Annotated in this window: 17 protein-coding genes and 1 other annotated feature; of the genes, 5 read left to right on the top strand and 12 right to left on the bottom strand. The window is 36.7% G+C overall.

Going from position 1 to position 15417, the window contains the following annotated elements:
* Nucleotides 1-77: 77 nt before the first annotated feature.
* From AB3I20_RS08765 to infC, 10 genes are all read right to left on the bottom strand, one after another.
* Nucleotides 78-500: a PTS sugar transporter subunit IIA gene (locus tag AB3I20_RS08765; RefSeq protein ID WP_368027180.1), complete on the bottom strand. Its 423-nt coding sequence runs from the start codon at nucleotides 498-500 to the stop codon at nucleotides 78-80.
* Between the two features lie 21 nt (nucleotides 501-521).
* The gene (locus AB3I20_RS08760; protein WP_368027179.1) at nucleotides 522-2327 is read right to left on the bottom strand and encodes an alginate lyase family protein; all 1806 of its coding nucleotides are present in this window, start codon (nucleotides 2325-2327) and stop codon (nucleotides 522-524) included.
* 263 nt (nucleotides 2328-2590) lie between these two features.
* A complete protein-coding gene (locus AB3I20_RS08755; RefSeq protein ID WP_071868546.1) occupies nucleotides 2591-3406 on the bottom strand; it encodes a PTS system mannose/fructose/sorbose family transporter subunit IID in 816 nt (271 codons plus the stop codon).
* Nucleotides 3396-4211 (bottom strand): PTS sugar transporter subunit IIC, encoded by an 816-nt coding sequence (locus AB3I20_RS08750; protein ID WP_067483285.1) that lies wholly within the window; start codon nucleotides 4209-4211, stop codon nucleotides 3396-3398. Before AB3I20_RS08750 ends, AB3I20_RS08755 begins: the two co-directional genes overlap by 11 nt.
* A 19-nt stretch (nucleotides 4212-4230) precedes the next feature.
* Complete coding sequence (locus AB3I20_RS08745) at nucleotides 4231-4734, bottom strand: PTS sugar transporter subunit IIB (RefSeq protein WP_067483287.1); 504 nt, start codon at nucleotides 4732-4734, stop codon at nucleotides 4231-4233.
* A 22-nt stretch (nucleotides 4735-4756) separates the two neighbouring features.
* Entirely contained in the window at nucleotides 4757-5944 is a 1188-nt protein-coding gene (locus AB3I20_RS08740) for a glycoside hydrolase family 88 protein (protein WP_067483290.1), read from the bottom strand.
* A 194-nt stretch (nucleotides 5945-6138) separates the two neighbouring features.
* Nucleotides 6139-6876: a GntR family transcriptional regulator gene (locus AB3I20_RS08735; RefSeq protein WP_368027178.1), complete on the bottom strand. Its 738-nt coding sequence runs from the start codon at nucleotides 6874-6876 to the stop codon at nucleotides 6139-6141.
* Nucleotides 6877-7141: 265 nt separating this feature from the next.
* Nucleotides 7142-7501 carry a 50S ribosomal protein L20 gene (gene rplT, locus AB3I20_RS08730; RefSeq protein WP_067483295.1) on the bottom strand — a complete coding sequence of 120 codons (360 nt, stop codon included), beginning with the start codon at nucleotides 7499-7501 and terminating at the stop codon, nucleotides 7142-7144.
* A gap of 57 nt (nucleotides 7502-7558) precedes the next feature.
* Nucleotides 7559-7759, bottom strand: a complete 201-nt coding sequence (rpmI, locus tag AB3I20_RS08725; protein ID WP_067483297.1) for a 50S ribosomal protein L35 — start codon at nucleotides 7757-7759, stop codon at nucleotides 7559-7561.
* Between the two features lie 71 nt (nucleotides 7760-7830).
* The gene (gene infC / locus AB3I20_RS08720; protein WP_067483298.1) at nucleotides 7831-8355 is read right to left on the bottom strand and encodes a translation initiation factor IF-3; all 525 of its coding nucleotides are present in this window, start codon (nucleotides 8353-8355) and stop codon (nucleotides 7831-7833) included.
* A 43-nt stretch (nucleotides 8356-8398) separates the two neighbouring features.
* Nucleotides 8399-8525: a sequence feature (ribosomal protein L20 leader region), on the bottom strand.
* A gap of 141 nt (nucleotides 8526-8666) precedes the next feature.
* Between infC and AB3I20_RS08715 the strand changes: the two genes are divergently transcribed.
* Nucleotides 8667-9299: a pentapeptide repeat-containing protein gene (locus tag AB3I20_RS08715; RefSeq protein WP_067483301.1), complete on the top strand. Its 633-nt coding sequence runs from the start codon at nucleotides 8667-8669 to the stop codon at nucleotides 9297-9299.
* A 1-nt stretch (nucleotide 9300) separates the two neighbouring features.
* Here the strand turns inward: AB3I20_RS08715 and AB3I20_RS08710 are convergent, their stop codons facing one another.
* Both AB3I20_RS08710 and AB3I20_RS08705 read right to left on the bottom strand, forming a co-directional pair.
* Complete coding sequence (locus AB3I20_RS08710) at nucleotides 9301-10206, bottom strand: magnesium transporter CorA family protein (RefSeq protein WP_067483303.1); 906 nt, start codon at nucleotides 10204-10206, stop codon at nucleotides 9301-9303.
* A gap of 89 nt (nucleotides 10207-10295) precedes the next feature.
* A complete protein-coding gene (locus tag AB3I20_RS08705; protein ID WP_172843715.1) occupies nucleotides 10296-10955 on the bottom strand; it encodes a deoxynucleoside kinase in 660 nt (219 codons plus the stop codon).
* A 329-nt stretch (nucleotides 10956-11284) separates the two neighbouring features.
* Between AB3I20_RS08705 and mvk the strand changes: the two genes are divergently transcribed.
* The 4 genes from mvk to fni are packed head-to-tail and all read left to right on the top strand — an operon-like array spanning nucleotide 11285 to nucleotide 15343.
* Entirely contained in the window at nucleotides 11285-12235 is a 951-nt protein-coding gene (mvk, locus tag AB3I20_RS08700; RefSeq protein ID WP_071868714.1) for a mevalonate kinase, read from the top strand.
* Nucleotides 12228-13205, top strand: coding sequence for a diphosphomevalonate decarboxylase (mvaD, locus tag AB3I20_RS08695; protein ID WP_067483307.1), 978 nt, complete (start codon nucleotides 12228-12230; stop codon nucleotides 13203-13205). The genes mvk and mvaD overlap by 8 nt, the downstream gene beginning before the upstream one ends.
* 12 nt (nucleotides 13206-13217) lie before the next feature.
* Nucleotides 13218-14303, top strand: coding sequence for a phosphomevalonate kinase (locus AB3I20_RS08690; RefSeq protein ID WP_067483309.1), 1086 nt, complete (start codon nucleotides 13218-13220; stop codon nucleotides 14301-14303).
* Nucleotides 14300-15343, top strand: coding sequence for a type 2 isopentenyl-diphosphate Delta-isomerase (gene fni, locus AB3I20_RS08685; protein ID WP_271026951.1), 1044 nt, complete (start codon nucleotides 14300-14302; stop codon nucleotides 15341-15343). The genes AB3I20_RS08690 and fni overlap by 4 nt, the downstream gene beginning before the upstream one ends.
* The last annotated feature ends 74 nt before the right edge of the window (nucleotides 15344-15417 follow it).

Below are 15417 nucleotides of genomic sequence, written 5' to 3'. Positions count from 1 at the left end.
CAATGAGCAGGCTTTTTTATTTATCAAAACAAACTCCACCAGGTTGTTTATTAAAAATCAATTTCCCATGAACAACACTAGATTCCTGCTTCAGAAATTTCTTCTACTAAGTCATCCTTGTTCTGACTAAACAATGTGATATTGTCTTTACCCGACTGCAACACTAACTGGCACAATTCAGCTGGTTCTTTAACCAATTTTCTTAACAGACTTGCTTCAAGTAACATCCCTAAATTCGTGCCACTCAATACAAAAACCTGATTTTTTGAAATGGCTAATTCTACACAGGTTTTAAACGGTGTTCCTCCTAATAAATCGGTAAAACAGATGACGCTATCATTTGTCTGTAATTCTGAATCAATTTTTGTACGATAAGCCTCAAGTTGTTCTTCTGCCTTGAAAGGAACTATTACTACATCATCAAGTGTTCCCGCAATCATCGTAAGTGCACTTTTCAATCCAATTGAAAAGTCATCATGTCCGGTTACTAAAAATTTCATATGCTGCCCCCTGTGTTTCTTCTATTTTATTCTCGTTGTTCGCTCATTCTGGTCAATCAGAATAATTTGGCCATAAAAGAATTGGTTGAACTCACTAACTAGCAGTTTATTTCCGCAAACAATATCCTCTTGCAACATGAACAGATCAAACTTCTCCTTTTGATTTTTCAATCTTAAGCCAATAGCTTGATCAAATTTTTTCGTTTCACCAACCTGTTTGACTTCTATTGGAGAAACTTCGACGTCTGTGGTGCTGATTACAGTTACCCAAGTGGTAGCTGTTTCTTGACACTGAATTTTATTTTCGATTCGTTGATGTGTAGTGAGTTGATTATATATTTCTGAACTTTCAGCAATTCCTTGCATCGTTTGTCCTTCAGTAAAATGAATCTTGTACTGTTGGGCGTTTATTTTTAAATGAAATTGATTGTTAATTTTTTGAGAAGTAACTTTCGGCGATAAATTATAGCTAGAAGTTATCTCAGTATTTTCTTGACCAGAAAAGTTATCCAAAATGATTAAAGAATTTATTTCTTTCAAATATAAAAAACGTCGTTCAAATATTGTCCATCCTTGCTTATTCCATGAAGACCAAGCACATTCAGCAAAAAAACCTTCTGAAATTTCTCGGATTTTATGAAATAACGGCTTTGGTAGTCTATCATATCCCCATGTATCCTTAATTATGGTATGTGGCTCTTTAGCAATAAATAATGTATTGTGGGCAGCCATTTCCTTTAATTGAATCCTCTTTTTGTTGTTTACATAAGTATAACGACCACTGTCAATAATCATGTCTTGTCCATGTAATTGTAAGGTAAAGCTTCCTACAGATGCATGGCCGTGTCCACTACCATGCAGACCGTTAAAGAGCGTAAAATAAATGTCTTGGTCTTTATACACCATCATTCCACTATCTTGACCAGCAAAAATAGGAGGCATTTTTGTCCCTACTGATGTAGAACTAGTATACAAGCTTCCTGTCCAAAGTACTGCCAGATTTGAATCCCTTTTTTCCTTTTTTAAGAAGCCTAAACTTTGATAAATAGCGTAAACGTAGTGAAAATCCACATGATCGCTATCATTTAAGGGAAGAAGCATCTCTTGATTATCAGCTAGATAATAGGTGGCTTGAATAGGCTGAGTTAATTTTTCCCTTAAATTTATAGGGAGTGGTTGTTCAAGATACTCTGAAATTTGTAATAAATAGGCATACGTTATGATAACTTCATGTTGATAGAGTGGGCTTTGCTCCCAGTGCACCCCATCATCATAAAATTGTAAATCTAGTTGTTCTGCTAATCGCTTCCAAATTAACGTTCTTTGTTCCTCTGTTACTAAATCGGGGAAAAACAAATCTACCGCAGCCATACCGCCGATTGCTAGAACACCCCAATTACTCAGACGATATTTATCAATATAACTATTCTCTAAAAATACCAAATGATCTTGAATTGATTTCTGTAACATTCTCTCGATTTTTGTATTTTTCAGGTGTGCAACAGGCAAATAAGTTAGGCTCTTCATCCAGTTAGTTAAACGTAGCCCAGTATCTAGTGGACGCCAACTATTTTCATTCGCTGGATTAGCTCTTTCACAGCTTGTGATGAAATCCAACAGTAGCGTTGTCCACTTTTCTATGAAATGCTTCTCTTTTGTTAATAGATAACCTTGCGCTAAATCTACCATAAACCCATGTCTACTCAACATAAATAGCCATTCTGGATCTTCTTCTGGGAACTTATTCCAACCAAAGTCCTTCAATGAGTAAGGCGTCGAGCATGCTTCCATGTCCATCGCATCTGTGTAAACAATTTGATCTTTCATTAGAAAATCCACTCGATCAAAAAGTGGCTCTAAAAATTTTTCCTGTTGCTCAACATAATTTGAAACCCAATCATCTTTAAAAAATTTCTGTTGGTATATCTCAATTCTTTGAAAGTCCACTATCTTCTCCTTTTTAACTTTAACCACCTAAACATAAATAATTTTTATAGCTAATCACTTGAAGAACTTATGGCGAAAGAAAAACAATATTTTCTAAAATAAAAGGAAACTTCTCGCCTTTTCCTTAAGAAACTTCAATTTATCTATGCCAAAATACCAAATACAGATGCCAAGATACCAATTGCAAATAACAGTATTAATAGCTGATACGTGTTCCATTTTTTCTTTTTAATCAGATAAAATACAAGGATAGTAAGTAGAACAGCTAACATATTGGGCATAATTTTATCCAAGATGTCTTGAATAGCAATTACTTGTTTTTCTCCTGACTCCACTTTACTAGCATACTGAATAGCAATATTAGCTTTTACAAAAGATGTAGCTAAACCCGAAATTACTGTTACCCCCACAATATTTGCCGCAGCAGAGATTTTTCCAATTCGATCACTTAATGTTTCGATAACACTAGTGCCTAATTTGAATCCCAGATACCCCATGAGGATTTTAATTGCTAACATTGTCACAACCATTGAGAACCAGAAGCCCATTGGAGCAAAACCTAGGCCGTCTAAGGCTAAGCCCGCAAATAACGTTGAGAACAAGGGCGCAATCCCAAACTGAGCAATAGAATCTCCAATCCCTGACATCGGGCCCATGAGCGCCATTTTAATACTACGCGTATCTGAAATACTTTGATCATTATCATACATTGCTAACTGCATACTAGTAATAAATGGCACCATTTGAGGATTTGTATTATAAAATTCTAAATTTGCAGTGGCCGTTTCTTTTAACTTTTCTGGATCATCTTTATAGATTTTCTTTAACGCAGGCATAATTGTATTTAAATAACTCACACCTTGATAAGAGGTATAGTTGAACGCATTTTGTAAAAAGTATGACCGAAGAGCAGTCGTCATATAATCTTTTTGTGTCAATTTAAGTTTTTTAGATTCCATTACTGAAGTCCTCCTCTTCATCCAACAAAGTTTGATTATTCGCTACTAAGCTTTTTTCCCCAACAGGTGTCTTATCTTTCCCATAATACTGAATCAGTGCAAAAACTGCACCGACCATCGCGACTGCCATTGTGGGTAACTCAAGATACGCTACACAGACATAGCCTAACAACACATACGGAATCAAACTCTTTTCTAACATAACCGACATAATCATTGCAAAACCAATCGCTGGGATAAGTCCGCCAGCTACTGAGAAGCCATTAATCAGCCATTCGGGTAGCGCTTCCACAAATGCTTGTAATCCAGGCCGGCTTAATGCTGCAAGTATCCCAATGAGAAAACCTGCTAAAGCAAAAGCAATGTAGGTTGAGTGAGCGATAAGCGTGAATTTTTTAAATTGTCCACTTTCAATAGCATTTTTAGACCACTTAGCACTTCCTGAAAAGAATGTATATAATGCAGTCGTCACTAATTGAAATAAAACGGCAAATGGAAATGACAATGCCAACGCAGACTCAGCGGTTACGCCTTGATCTTTCAACGTGATTGCCATAATCGTTCCAACAATTCCCGGACCAACTGGATTTGGCGGAACTGTTCCACCCGCACCTACGCCAAATCCCATATAAGCTAGCTCAGCTAGTGCCCCAAATTTCAAAGCAGTCGGAATATCACCTAAAACAACGCCAACAAAAAAGGACATGACCAATGCTCGGTTCGTATAGATTCCCAATAATTGCCCAGAATAGCAAAACGCAGTAATTAATCCTATAAGTATTCCTTGTACTAATGTAATCTCCATTTTTTATTTCCTCTCTAAATTAACTGTTTTTAATTTTTTCCATTAATGTATCTAAATGCTGAGAGCCATCATTAGACATCGGCGAAGTTTTGGTAGTAAACGTCACATGGTGTTCATTCTTCAATTTTCTCAAGTCGTTTTTATCTTCTTCACCCAAATAGATAAATTGAGAAATTTTTTCTTTTCCTTCAGCAGCATGAATATTGCCAATATTTAATTGTTCCATTGGAAAACCCAACTCACAAAGTTTTAGTGCATCATGGAGATTTTCGACAACTACAAAAATCGTTTGATGAGGCGCTGCTTTCCAGATCACTTCAGCAGTACGTGCAATGGTCCAAAAGCGGACATTGATATCTTGAGGTAAGACTGTTTTCATTAACATTTGTTGTACGTTATCTTCAGCTGCCTTATCATTCGCGCAAATAACTAAATTAACTCCTAAACTTTTAATCCATAATTGCCCTTGTCCATGGATTAAACGCGCATCTACTCGTACCATTTTTACATTTGGTTTATCCATATTTTCCCCTCCTATTCTTGCTTTACCAATACATTTTCCAATCTTTTTTGAATCGAACTAAAGCCTCCAAGTAAAAATAATCTCCCCAAATATTCCCTTCATTTACTCCTTTGCCACTATGCCATGAATACACACCTTCATTCATTAAAGCTGTAATCCCTTCCGTTTTAGAATCTGTGTAATGTTCTATTAAACTTTTCAGCATTGAATGTTGCGCATACTTGTAAACTAATTTGGATTGATTTGCTTCGGGTAAAAATCTATCCATCAAATTCATTCCACAAATCGCAATGGCTGTTGCAGAAGTATCTCTAGGCTGATTGGATCCATCTGTAAAAATCAAATCCCAATAACTAACGAAATCTTTTGGTAGCCGATTTAAGAAATAATTTGTGACTGCTTCAAATAATTCAGTATTCTGTTCATTCGGACAATATGAACGAAAAAGTGCAATTCCATAAATTAACCAAGATTGTCCACGTGCCCAACTCGACGAATCTGAATAGCCTTGACGTGTTTTTCCATACAAAGGTAGTCCTTCTTTCGTATCAAAAAAGAACGTATGATAGGCAGAAGAATCTTCACGAATCGCGTGTTCAATGGTCGTATGATAGTGTCTGACTGCAACTTCACGATACTTTTTATCTTCAGTAACTTCTGTCGCCCAAAAAAGTAAGGGAATATTTAAAAGGCAGTCGACAATCAAGCGATAATTATCTTGTTTCCCTAGCTCTCCCCAAGCTTGAATAAATTGACCTTTTTCTTGGTAACGTGACAATAATTTTTCTGCCGCCTTTAAAGACACTTGCTTTGCTTGCTCATCACCTACAAGTTTGTAGGCACTCACACAAGATAGGCTATACAGGAAACCTAAATCATGATGATCAATTTCAATATCCTGATCCATTCGATGAATAAAACTTTGAACATTTTTTTCTGCAATTTTTTTAAAGTCTTCATCTTGCGTGACCTCATAGCAAAGCCAGAGAATACCTGTCCAAAAACCATTTGTCCATTCCGTATTAGCCATTGGCATATATGAATTATTTTTAGTCGCTGGTGTAGGATACTGGTCCTTCAATTGAAAAATATTTTTTTTAACTTTTTTCACCGCATCAGCTATCGCTTGATCAATCACTTCTTCCGAAAGTAACCCTTGACCAAAGTATCTCTCACTAGACAATAACTTTTCTTTCTTTTTTTCTTTCAAAAAAATCCCTCCATCACTTAACGTGTTAACCGGTGTAAAAATATCTTAGCTTATTTTTCATTTTTTGTAAACCCTTTCTTTTTTTGAAACTAAAAATAGTTTACGTATTTTATTTTTTGATACACAAAAAAGCACTGAAGAAGATTGTTAACTTCTCAGTGCTTGAGTCATTTAACTATTTTAAAAATAAAAAGTTATTCCCCAACAATTTCAATTTGATAAAAATCTGGATGAATAAAGCTTCGACTGTACTCAATCGGTACGCCATCCTTTCCTGAAATCAAACGTCTAATATCAAATAACGAATAGCTCTCCTCTTCACCAAAACGTTTCTCAATCAGTTTTAGTGGTTCAAGTTCTTCCATTCCTTCTCTTAATAAAATTGTTCGAACTTCCATCGACATCGGAAGATTCGACATGTGCCCAACCAGTCCAAGTTCTTCTGACAGGCTTGCGCCATTGACCCAGCGTTCCAAAGAATCTTTTGCTAATTTATCTCGGAAAAGATAACGGTTTTGTATTTTCCATGGACGACCATTAGTCAGGGCAATTTGGCTTATTTTCACTAACGATCTTTGCCCCGTTTTATCCCCTAATTGTTGTGCGATAAACTTGTCCTTCACTTGACCAAAATTCAAGGTGATTGTTTTTTCAACTGATTTTTTCTTAGTATCATTTGATAAAGAAAGTTGTTCAGAAAAAAAGACCTTTCTGTGTTTCAAATTTTTTCTAACAAAGGTTCCTTCTCCTTGGCGACGAATCAAGTAACCCTCATTTACCAAATCATTTAGTGCTTTCACAACCGTTGTGTTACTGACACTATAGATTTTTTTTAAATCACCTTCGGAGTAAATTTTTTCACCTGCACTAAATTCTCCTGATTCAATTTTCTTGATAATATCCTGTTTGATTGTTTCGTACTTGGATGCCATTTTATTCTCCCTTAACCTGTTAACCGTTTATTTACATAATAAATAATTTTTTGTTTTCTGTAAATAGATTGCTTGACTGTAAGAACATATCGACTGATACTTTCCCACAATTTTTACACAGCTTAACGGTTATGTAAAAATAACAATTCACATTAATTGGTAAAAAAATACAAAAAAAATCAATTTAAGCAGTATCTGCCTAAATTGATTTTCAACTTAGTTATTTAACTAGAATTTCATCAATAAATCTTAACGAAAATCTGAATTATTTAGCTAAAGCGTCTTTTGCTTGGTCAGCTAATGCAGTAAAAGCTGCTGCATCGTTAACAGCAAGGTCAGCTAACATTTTACGGTTGATGTCGATTTCAGCCAATTTCAAACCGTGCATTAATTTTGAGTAGCTTAAGCCATTCATACGAGCTGCTGCGTTGATACGAGCAATCCATAATTTGCGGAAGTCGCGTTTCTTTTGACGACGATCGCGATATGCGTAGTTGTATGAATTCATTACTTGTTCTTTTGCTGTTTTAAATAAAGTGTGTTTTGAACCGTAGTAACCTTTTGCTAATTTTAGCATTTTTTTACGACGTTTACGAGTTACTGTTCCACCTTTAACACGTGCCATGTTTAATTCCTCCTAAAAATAAATCTTCTCATTGAAATTTTTCTAAATTTGCGTTGCTTATTTCATTTTTGCTAGTTGTTGACGGATACGTTTAAAATCGCCACTAGCAACCATACGTGCTTTACGCAATTGACGGCGTTGTTTTTTTGTTTTGCCGTGGAAACGGTGACTTGTAAACGCGCGGTAACGTTTCAATCCGCCTTTACCAGTACGTTTGAATCGTTTTGCTGATCCGCGGTGTGTTTTTTGTTTTGGCATGACTATATTTCCTCCTCAAAATCTTTCGTTATCCGACCATTGACTGTTCAACAATCAGTTAGTCATTCAAATTACTTACTGTCGTTTTTCGGTGCCAGCGTCAAGAACATGCTGCGTCCGTCCATTTTCGCTTTTTGTTCCACTGTTGCAATATCAGCAGTTTCTTCAGCTAAGCGATTTAAGACTTTTTGACCAATCTCTTTATGGGTAATGGCACGGCCTTTAAAACGGATAGAAGCTTTCACTTTATCGCCTTTTTCTAAGAACTTACGTGCATTACGAAGTTTTGTATTGAAGTCATTTACGTCAATTGTCGGACTTAAACGTACCTCTTTAACATTGATCACTTTTTGTTTTTTACGCGCTTCACGGTCTTTTTTCTGTTGTTCAAAACGGAATTTCCCGTAATCCATGATTCGCGCAACTGGTGGTTTCGCACCTGGGGCAACTAACACAAGATCCAAGTTTGCTTGTTCAGCAATCTGTAATGCTTCTGCTTTTGTTTTAACACCTAACTGCTCGCCTTCTGAACCGATCAATCGTAATTCTCGTGCACGAATGCCGTCGTTAACCATCATATCCTTTGCTATGGTCATTCACCTCCAAATATTATGAGAGAAAGAAAAGCTTACCGAATTTTCGGTAATAAAAAAACGAGTTCTTTTTATCAGAACCCGCGCATAATCCACCTAAAGAATCGGCGAAAACTATCTAGCCCAGTGACTATATCAACTAAGGCGAGAAGCGCGTGCTTCTGCTTTTATTTCTCAACTTCACTAGTTTATCAAATTTACTTGAACATGTCAACTCTTTATCTAAAATAAAGGACCTATTTTAAAAAGATATCCTAGCATTTTCTCTTTATTTTATTTATCTTTAAGATAAGAAAATAATTTGGAGGCAACCTATGAAAAAGAATGATCCTATTGCACCTATCTTATCTCACCTAGAGGAAGGCGACTTTTATTTAGAAGATGAAGAACTCTTTTCAAATCTTTTAGTCAAAGATAGCGACCAAAGTTATTTATCCGCAAAAAATTTGATTATAAGAGACAGCCACATTCAAAAATTAACCATGCAAAAAACTATTTTGGAAAGTTTTGAATGTAGCAATGTCATTTTCGACCACTGTGATTTTTCCAATTTAGAATGGATTGGTGCCAGTTTTCACCAAGTAACTTTTCAACAATGCAAGTTAACCGGAACAAATTTTGCGGAAGGCTATCTTCGTGATTGCTCATTCAATGAATGTTTAGCTTCGATGGCCTCTTTCAGCAACACGAATTTGAAAACTGTCCGCTTTTCTGACTGTCAACTAGAAGACACCGAATTTTATGAAGTTCGATGGAAAAACTTATCCCTGCTCAACAATCAGCTCACAGGATCTAATTGGTTCCGTACACCTCTAAAAGCATTGGATTTTAGAACAAATGACTTTACTAAAATTGCACTTTCTCTAGAAAATCTCTCTGGTTTATCAGTCGACCAAGAACAAGCTTTAGTCATCGCAGCTAGCTTGGGACTTATCATTGAAGAATAATTTATTTAATTCGGCGCCATAAAGCAACTAACATCCAAACGGATAAAATCAAACTGATGACCAGCGCAATTCCCCAACCAAACACAGAGTGAGTAAATGGTAACTGTAAGTTCATTCCAAAAAAACCAGTGACGATCGTCGGAACGGTCAACAATAATGACCAGACAGTTAAGAATTTCATCGTGTCATTTAGGTTGTTATTCAACAAGTTATTATAAGTTCCAGATAACTGGTCTAAAATTTGTGATGCCAGATTCGTCATCTCGACTGCTTGCTTGGCTTCAATCAATGCGTCATCCAATTGTTCCTTTTCGCCTTCAGACATTTTACGATAAATAGCTAAAGCTTTTATCTGCTCAATCAACACAGCATTTTGTTTTGTCCCTGTGACTAAATAAACTAGTCCGATTTCTAAGTCAGATAATTGCAATAAGTTTTGATTACTTGTTTTTTCTCGTAACTTTTGATTTAAGCGTTGTCGCTCGCTATTCACTTCTTCAACTAATGGGAAAAAGGAATCTGAAATCAAAAATAAAGTTTGAAATAGCAAGCTATATACACTCATGTTAGGTGTGCGTTGTAGCAATGATTCCATTAGACGTACTACATAACCAGTATTTTCTGTAGTAAATGTAAAAATACCGTTCTCTTTCAAAATAAAGGCCATCGGTGTTGTTTCATAATGATTTTCACTTTTCCTTTGGTGAGGAACATTGTAGACAAGAAGCATTGCCTCATCAAGCACATCATATTCTACCCGTGCGCGTTCGTTTTTATCGAGAGAGTAAGTTAGCATCTCGTCGCTTAATTTATACTCTTCTTTTAAGTTTTTAACACCAATAACATTGTCACGTTGAATATTTAGCCAAAAATTTTGGTCAGAATTAAAAAAACGTTTATTACTCATTATTGACCTCCTCATAACACTTTCTCTTAACAGTATAAAGAAAAAAACTATTCAAACAAGGTAAAAGCCATTGCTTGAATAGTTTTTATTTAATATACAAATTGTTCTTGACGGATTTCGGCTAATTTTTCTTTCACGATTCGGACCACTTCATCTTTTGCTTGTGGATCTTCGACAAAATTGTAGCGATCTCCATCAATTTGAATTTTAGGACTTTCATTGTAGTTTTCGTACCATTGATCATAACGACGATTCAATTCTTGATAATAATCATATAACGATGGGTCAAAAGATAATTGCTCATATGAACGACCACGTTTCTCGATTCGTTCCAACATTGTATCAAAAGAAACTCGAATATGAATCAGTAAATCAGGATTTTTTTTGTGGGCTGCATAAGGTAGCTCTTCCATCATATTTTCTAGTAATTCATCATAGACACGCACTTCTGTTTCTGTCGCTCTTCCTAAATCTGCATTCAAATGGAATAATAAAGAATCTTCATAGATTGAACGGTCCAAAACGTTGTTATCATCTTTCATTGCTTGTTTAATACTTGCAAAACGTTTATTTAAAAAATAAATTTGTAATAAAAAAGCATATTGCTCAGGGTTAGCATAAAACAAAGGTAACACTTCATTATCATCAATTGATTCATAAAAAGCCTGACTATTAAATTCTTCAGCTATCATTTCTGTTAAACTTGACTTTCCTGCACCAATTGTACCAGCTAAAACGATCACGCTCATTTACCTCCAACTCACTTCATTACTAAATATTGTATGTGTTTTTCAATCTTTCTAAATATACCCCCAATATCTAGTAGTGTCAAATGGAATTTATTGAACGCCCTTCGAAAAAAAACTCAAAAAAATTCTTAAGAAAACAGTGATTTTTTGACAGAAAACGCATTCTTGGTTTTACTTATTGAGCGGATTTAGTAAAATAGGGAGGAAATGATTTTTGGTTTGCTTTTTTTCACATCATCAAACCAAATTCTCGTTGAGTAGCGCAACTATTTAGGGCGCTTTATTTTTTGTCTAAAAGTTACTGTTATGTGAGGAAAAGGAGTTAAGTTATGGCAAACTATGGCCAAGGGGAATCAAGCGGAAAAATTATCTTGATGGGTGAACATGCTGTTGTATACGGCGAACCAGCAATTGCCTTTCCATTTTATGCAACGAAAGTCACTGCACAATTTGAAACGTTAACTGAAGATGTTACCCAAGATCAATTGTTTTCAGCCTATTATGTAGGAAAGTTGATTCATGCACCACAAGCACTCAAAAATATCAAAGCTTTAGTCACACATTTAAAACAGGATCATGGTGTCAAGGAATCAGTCAGCCTCACCATTGAAAGTACCATTCCTGCTGAACGCGGAATGGGTTCTAGCGCTGCTGTTGCAGTAGCAATCACACGCGCCTTTTATGATTATCTTTCACTTTCACTAGCACATGAAACATTGTTAAGCTATGTTCAGATTTCTGAAAAAATTGCTCATGGCAACCCAAGTGGAATCGATGCTGCCGCTACAAGTAGTCATAACCCAATCTATTTTATCAAAGGGCAACCTTTCGAGTATTTCACAATCAACTTGGATGCTTTTTTGATTGTTGCTGATACTGGGATCAAAGGACAAACGCGGGAAGCTGTTAAAGACGTCGCTCATTTATTTGAAAAAGACTCACACAAGACTGGACAAAAAATTCAACAATTAGGACAACTCACACAAAAAGCAAAACAAGCAATCATCCAAAACAATCCCGAAAATTTAGCGCAAGTCATGAATCAGGCACAAGTTACATTGAGAGAATTAACAATCAGTAATCATTTTCTAGACCTATTGATTGAAACAGCGTTAGATGCTGGTGCTCTAGGAGCGAAATTAACTGGAGGCGGACGCGGTGGTTGTATGCTCGCTCTTGCCAAAACAAAAACAGAAGCCCAAGCGATTTGTACAGCTCTGGAAGATGCCGGTGCTGTAGCTACTTGGATTCAAGGATTAGGAGTACATACCCATGTTTAAAGGAAAAGCTCGTGCTTACACGAATATTGCACTCATCAAGTATTGGGGGAAAAAAGATGAGGAATTCATTTTACCAATGAATAATAGTTTATCTCTTACACTAGATGCTTTTTACACCGAAACAGAAGTCATCTTCTCTGATACTTTTACTAAGGATGAATTTTATTTGGATGGTGAGCAACAAGACGAAAAAGCAACGAAAAAAATCAGCACTTTTCTTGATCTTGTACGAGAAAAAGGCCAAACAACGCTCAATGCGCAAGTTATCAGTCAAAATTTTGTTCCTACAGCTGCTGGACTTGCTTCCTCCGCAAGTGGCTTAGCTGCATTAGCTGGTGCTTGTAATGAGGCACTTCAATTAGGCTTAGATAACGCAGGATTATCTCGATTAGCTCGTCGGGGCTCTGGTTCAGCGTGTCGTAGTATTTACGGCGGATTTGTGGAATGGGAAAAAGGGGTTGACGATTTTACCTCCTACGCAAAGCAAATCCCTTCCGATCATTTTGAAGATGATTTAGCCATGGTCTTTTTATTACTAAACGATCAGCAAAAAGACGTTTCTAGTCGTGATGGCATGCGTCGCACAGTTGAAACTTCAAGCTTTTATCAAGGCTGGCTTGACTCCCTAGATGCAGATTTAGCGCAGTTAAAGCAAGCCATTACTGACAAAAATTTTCAATCTTTAGGGGAAACAATGGAACGAAACGCATTAAAGATGCATGGCACTACACTAGCAGCGAACCCACCGTTTACTTACTGGTCTCCTGATAGTTTAAAAGCAATGCAAGCAGTCCGTGATTTGAGAAAGCAAGGCGTTCCGTGTTACTTTACAATGGATGCTGGACCAAATGTAAAAATTTTAGTCGAGAAAAAACATTTAGCTGCAGTTAAAACAGCTTGTAATCATTTATTTAGTGAAAAACAAGTAGTTTCAGCCCAAGCAGGTTCTGGAATTACGATTATCAAGTAAAGGGAGATTTTTATGATTGAAGTATCTGCACCAGGAAAGCTTTACATTGCTGGTGAATATGCAGTTGTAGAAACTGGGCACCCTGCCATCATCGTGGCGGTTGACCAATTTGTCACGGTAACAGTCGAAGCGGCTAGAAAAGTGGGAAGTATCCAGTCTGCACAATATAGTGAGATGCCGATTCGTTGGACTAGAAGAAATGGTGAATTAGTTTTAGATATTCGAGAAAATCCATTTCATTACATTCTGGCAGCAATTCGGTTAACTGAAAAATACGCACAAGAAAAAAATAGTTTGCTTTCTTTTTATGACTTGAAGGTAACCAGCGAGCTAGATAGTTCAAATGGCCGAAAATATGGTCTTGGTTCAAGCGGTGCTGTTACGGTCGCAACTGTTAAAGCATTAAATATTTTTTATGATTTGCACCTAAGCCAGTTAGAAATTTTCAAAATTGCTGCTTTAGCAAATCTAGCTGTTCAAGACAACGGTTCTTGCGGAGATATTGCCGCTAGTTGTTATGGTGGTTGGATTGCTTTTTCTACTTTTGATCATCGTTGGGTTCAGCAACAAGAAAAACAGCAGACAATTAGTGAGTTACTTGCAATGGATTGGCCAGGACTTTCGATTGAGCCCCTTGAGGCACCAAAAGATTTACGATTGCTTATTGGTTGGACAGGTAGTCCAGCTTCTACTTCTGATTTAGTTGACCAAGTCCATCGTTCACGAGAAGATAAAAAAACGGCTTACGAAACATTTCTTAGAAATAGTGAAAATTGTGTCAATCAAATGATTCAAGGATTCAAACAAGATGATGTGGCTCTGATTCAAAAACAAATTCGGCAAAATCGCCAATTGCTACGCAACCTATCTACCGTTACCGGTGTAGTCATCGAAACACCTGCGTTAAATGAATTGTGTAACTTAGCAGAAGAATATGAAGGAGCCGCTAAGTCTTCTGGTGCTGGCGGTGGTGATTGTGGAATCGTGATCGTGGATCAAAAATCCGGCATCTTACCTCTCATGAGTGCATGGGAAAATGCAGAAATCACACCACTTCCACTTCATGTTTATAGTTATCGCAGAAAGGATCAATCATGAATCGAAAAGACGAACATGTTTCATTAGCCAAGGCTTTTCACAATAAGCAAAAAAATGAATTTGACGCTGTTCACCTCATTCATAATGCGTTACCCCAGCTAGCAACAACTGATGTCGACTTATCGACGACTGTTGCTGGCTTTACGTTGACCAGTCCGTTTTATATCAACGCTATCACTGGTGGCAGTGAAAAAACAAAAAAAATCAATCGTGACCTTGCAATTGTTGCACGCGAAACTGATTTGATGATTGCAACAGGTTCAGTGAGTGCTGCTTTGAAAGATTCCAGCTTAGCTGACAGTTATACCGTGATGCGTGAAGAATACCCTGAAGGAAAGATTCTTGCTAATATCGGTGCTGGAACTTCTGTTGAAAAAGCCCAAGAAGCTATTCAATTGTTCCATGCAGATGCTTTACAAATTCATCTCAACGCCCCACAAGAGTTAGTTATGCCTGAAGGTGACCGTGATTTTTCAAACTGGTTGGAATTGATTCAAGAAATCCAACAAACAATTGCTGTACCTTTAATCGTAAAAGAAGTCGGTTTTGGCATGACACGTGAAACAATTGAGCAACTTGCACAAATTGGCATCAAAACAATTGATGTCAGTGGACGTGGTGGGACTAGCTTTACTCAGATTGAAAATGCGCGCCGAGAAAAGCGTGAATTAACTTATCTCGCTGATTGGGGACAATCAACCGTCACCTCATTACTCGAAGCACATGAAGCAAATGCCACTGTTGATATCCTTGCATCTGGTGGTATACGTTCTGCCTATGATATTTTCAAAGCTCTTTGCTTAGGGGCTCAAGCCGTTGGTACTTCTGGTACAGTTTTAACACATCTAATGAATCATGGCGTAGAAGAAACGATTTTATTGATTAAACAATGGCAAGAAGAACTACGTTTGCTCTATACTTTAGTTGGTGCTAGAACAACAAATGAGTTAAAATATCAATCACTTATTTTTTCTGGTGCTGTTAAAGATTGGTGTGAAGCCAGAGAAATATCCTTAGTAAAATATGGCAGACGAAAATAACTATTGCTAAAAAAAGTGTCTGGGACATAATCATTTTGATTAATGTCCCAGACACTTTTTTGTTTAGATTGAAG

Origin of the sequence: Enterococcus sp. C50 (assembly GCF_040887505.1) — a bacterium.
Lineage (GTDB): Bacteria > Bacillota > Bacilli > Lactobacillales > Enterococcaceae > Enterococcus_B > Enterococcus_B thailandicus.
The sequence above is the reverse complement of the archived record's forward strand: the minus strand, read 5'-3'. Positions and strand labels throughout refer to the sequence as shown.

What these genes read in the sequence shown, in the direction of transcription:
- AB3I20_RS08765 (WP_368027180.1), bottom strand. Translation starts at nt 500, where the DNA reads ATGAAATTTTTAGTAACCGGACATGATGACTTTTCAATTGGATTGAAA.
- AB3I20_RS08760 (WP_368027179.1), bottom strand. Translation starts at nt 2,327, where the DNA reads ATGAAAGATCAAATTGTTTACACAGATGCGATGGACATGGAAGCATGC.
- AB3I20_RS08755 (WP_071868546.1), bottom strand. Translation starts at nt 3,406, where the DNA reads ATGGAATCTAAAAAACTTAAATTGACACAAAAAGATTATATGACGACT.
- AB3I20_RS08750 (WP_067483285.1), bottom strand. Translation starts at nt 4,211, where the DNA reads ATGGAGATTACATTAGTACAAGGAATACTTATAGGATTAATTACTGCG.
- AB3I20_RS08745 (WP_067483287.1), bottom strand. Translation starts at nt 4,734, where the DNA reads ATGGATAAACCAAATGTAAAAATGGTACGAGTAGATGCGCGTTTAATC.
- AB3I20_RS08735 (WP_368027178.1), bottom strand. Translation starts at nt 6,876, where the DNA reads ATGGCATCCAAGTACGAAACAATCAAACAGGATATTATCAAGAAAATT.
- rplT (WP_067483295.1), bottom strand. Translation starts at nt 7,501, where the DNA reads ATGGCACGTGTTAAAGGTGGAACAGTAACTCGTAAACGTCGTAAAAAA.
- rpmI (WP_067483297.1), bottom strand. Translation starts at nt 7,759, where the DNA reads ATGCCAAAACAAAAAACACACCGCGGATCAGCAAAACGATTCAAACGT.
- infC (WP_067483298.1), bottom strand. Translation starts at nt 8,355, where the DNA reads ATGACCATAGCAAAGGATATGATGGTTAACGACGGCATTCGTGCACGA.
- AB3I20_RS08715 (WP_067483301.1), top strand. Translation starts at nt 8,667, where the DNA reads ATGAAAAAGAATGATCCTATTGCACCTATCTTATCTCACCTAGAGGAA.
- AB3I20_RS08710 (WP_067483303.1), bottom strand. Translation starts at nt 10,206, where the DNA reads ATGAGTAATAAACGTTTTTTTAATTCTGACCAAAATTTTTGGCTAAAT.
- AB3I20_RS08705 (WP_172843715.1), bottom strand. Translation starts at nt 10,955, where the DNA reads ATGAGCGTGATCGTTTTAGCTGGTACAATTGGTGCAGGAAAGTCAAGT.
- mvk (WP_071868714.1), top strand. Translation starts at nt 11,285, where the DNA reads ATGGCAAACTATGGCCAAGGGGAATCAAGCGGAAAAATTATCTTGATG.
- mvaD (WP_067483307.1), top strand. Translation starts at nt 12,228, where the DNA reads ATGTTTAAAGGAAAAGCTCGTGCTTACACGAATATTGCACTCATCAAG.
- AB3I20_RS08690 (WP_067483309.1), top strand. Translation starts at nt 13,218, where the DNA reads ATGATTGAAGTATCTGCACCAGGAAAGCTTTACATTGCTGGTGAATAT.
- fni (WP_271026951.1), top strand. Translation starts at nt 14,300, where the DNA reads ATGAATCGAAAAGACGAACATGTTTCATTAGCCAAGGCTTTTCACAAT.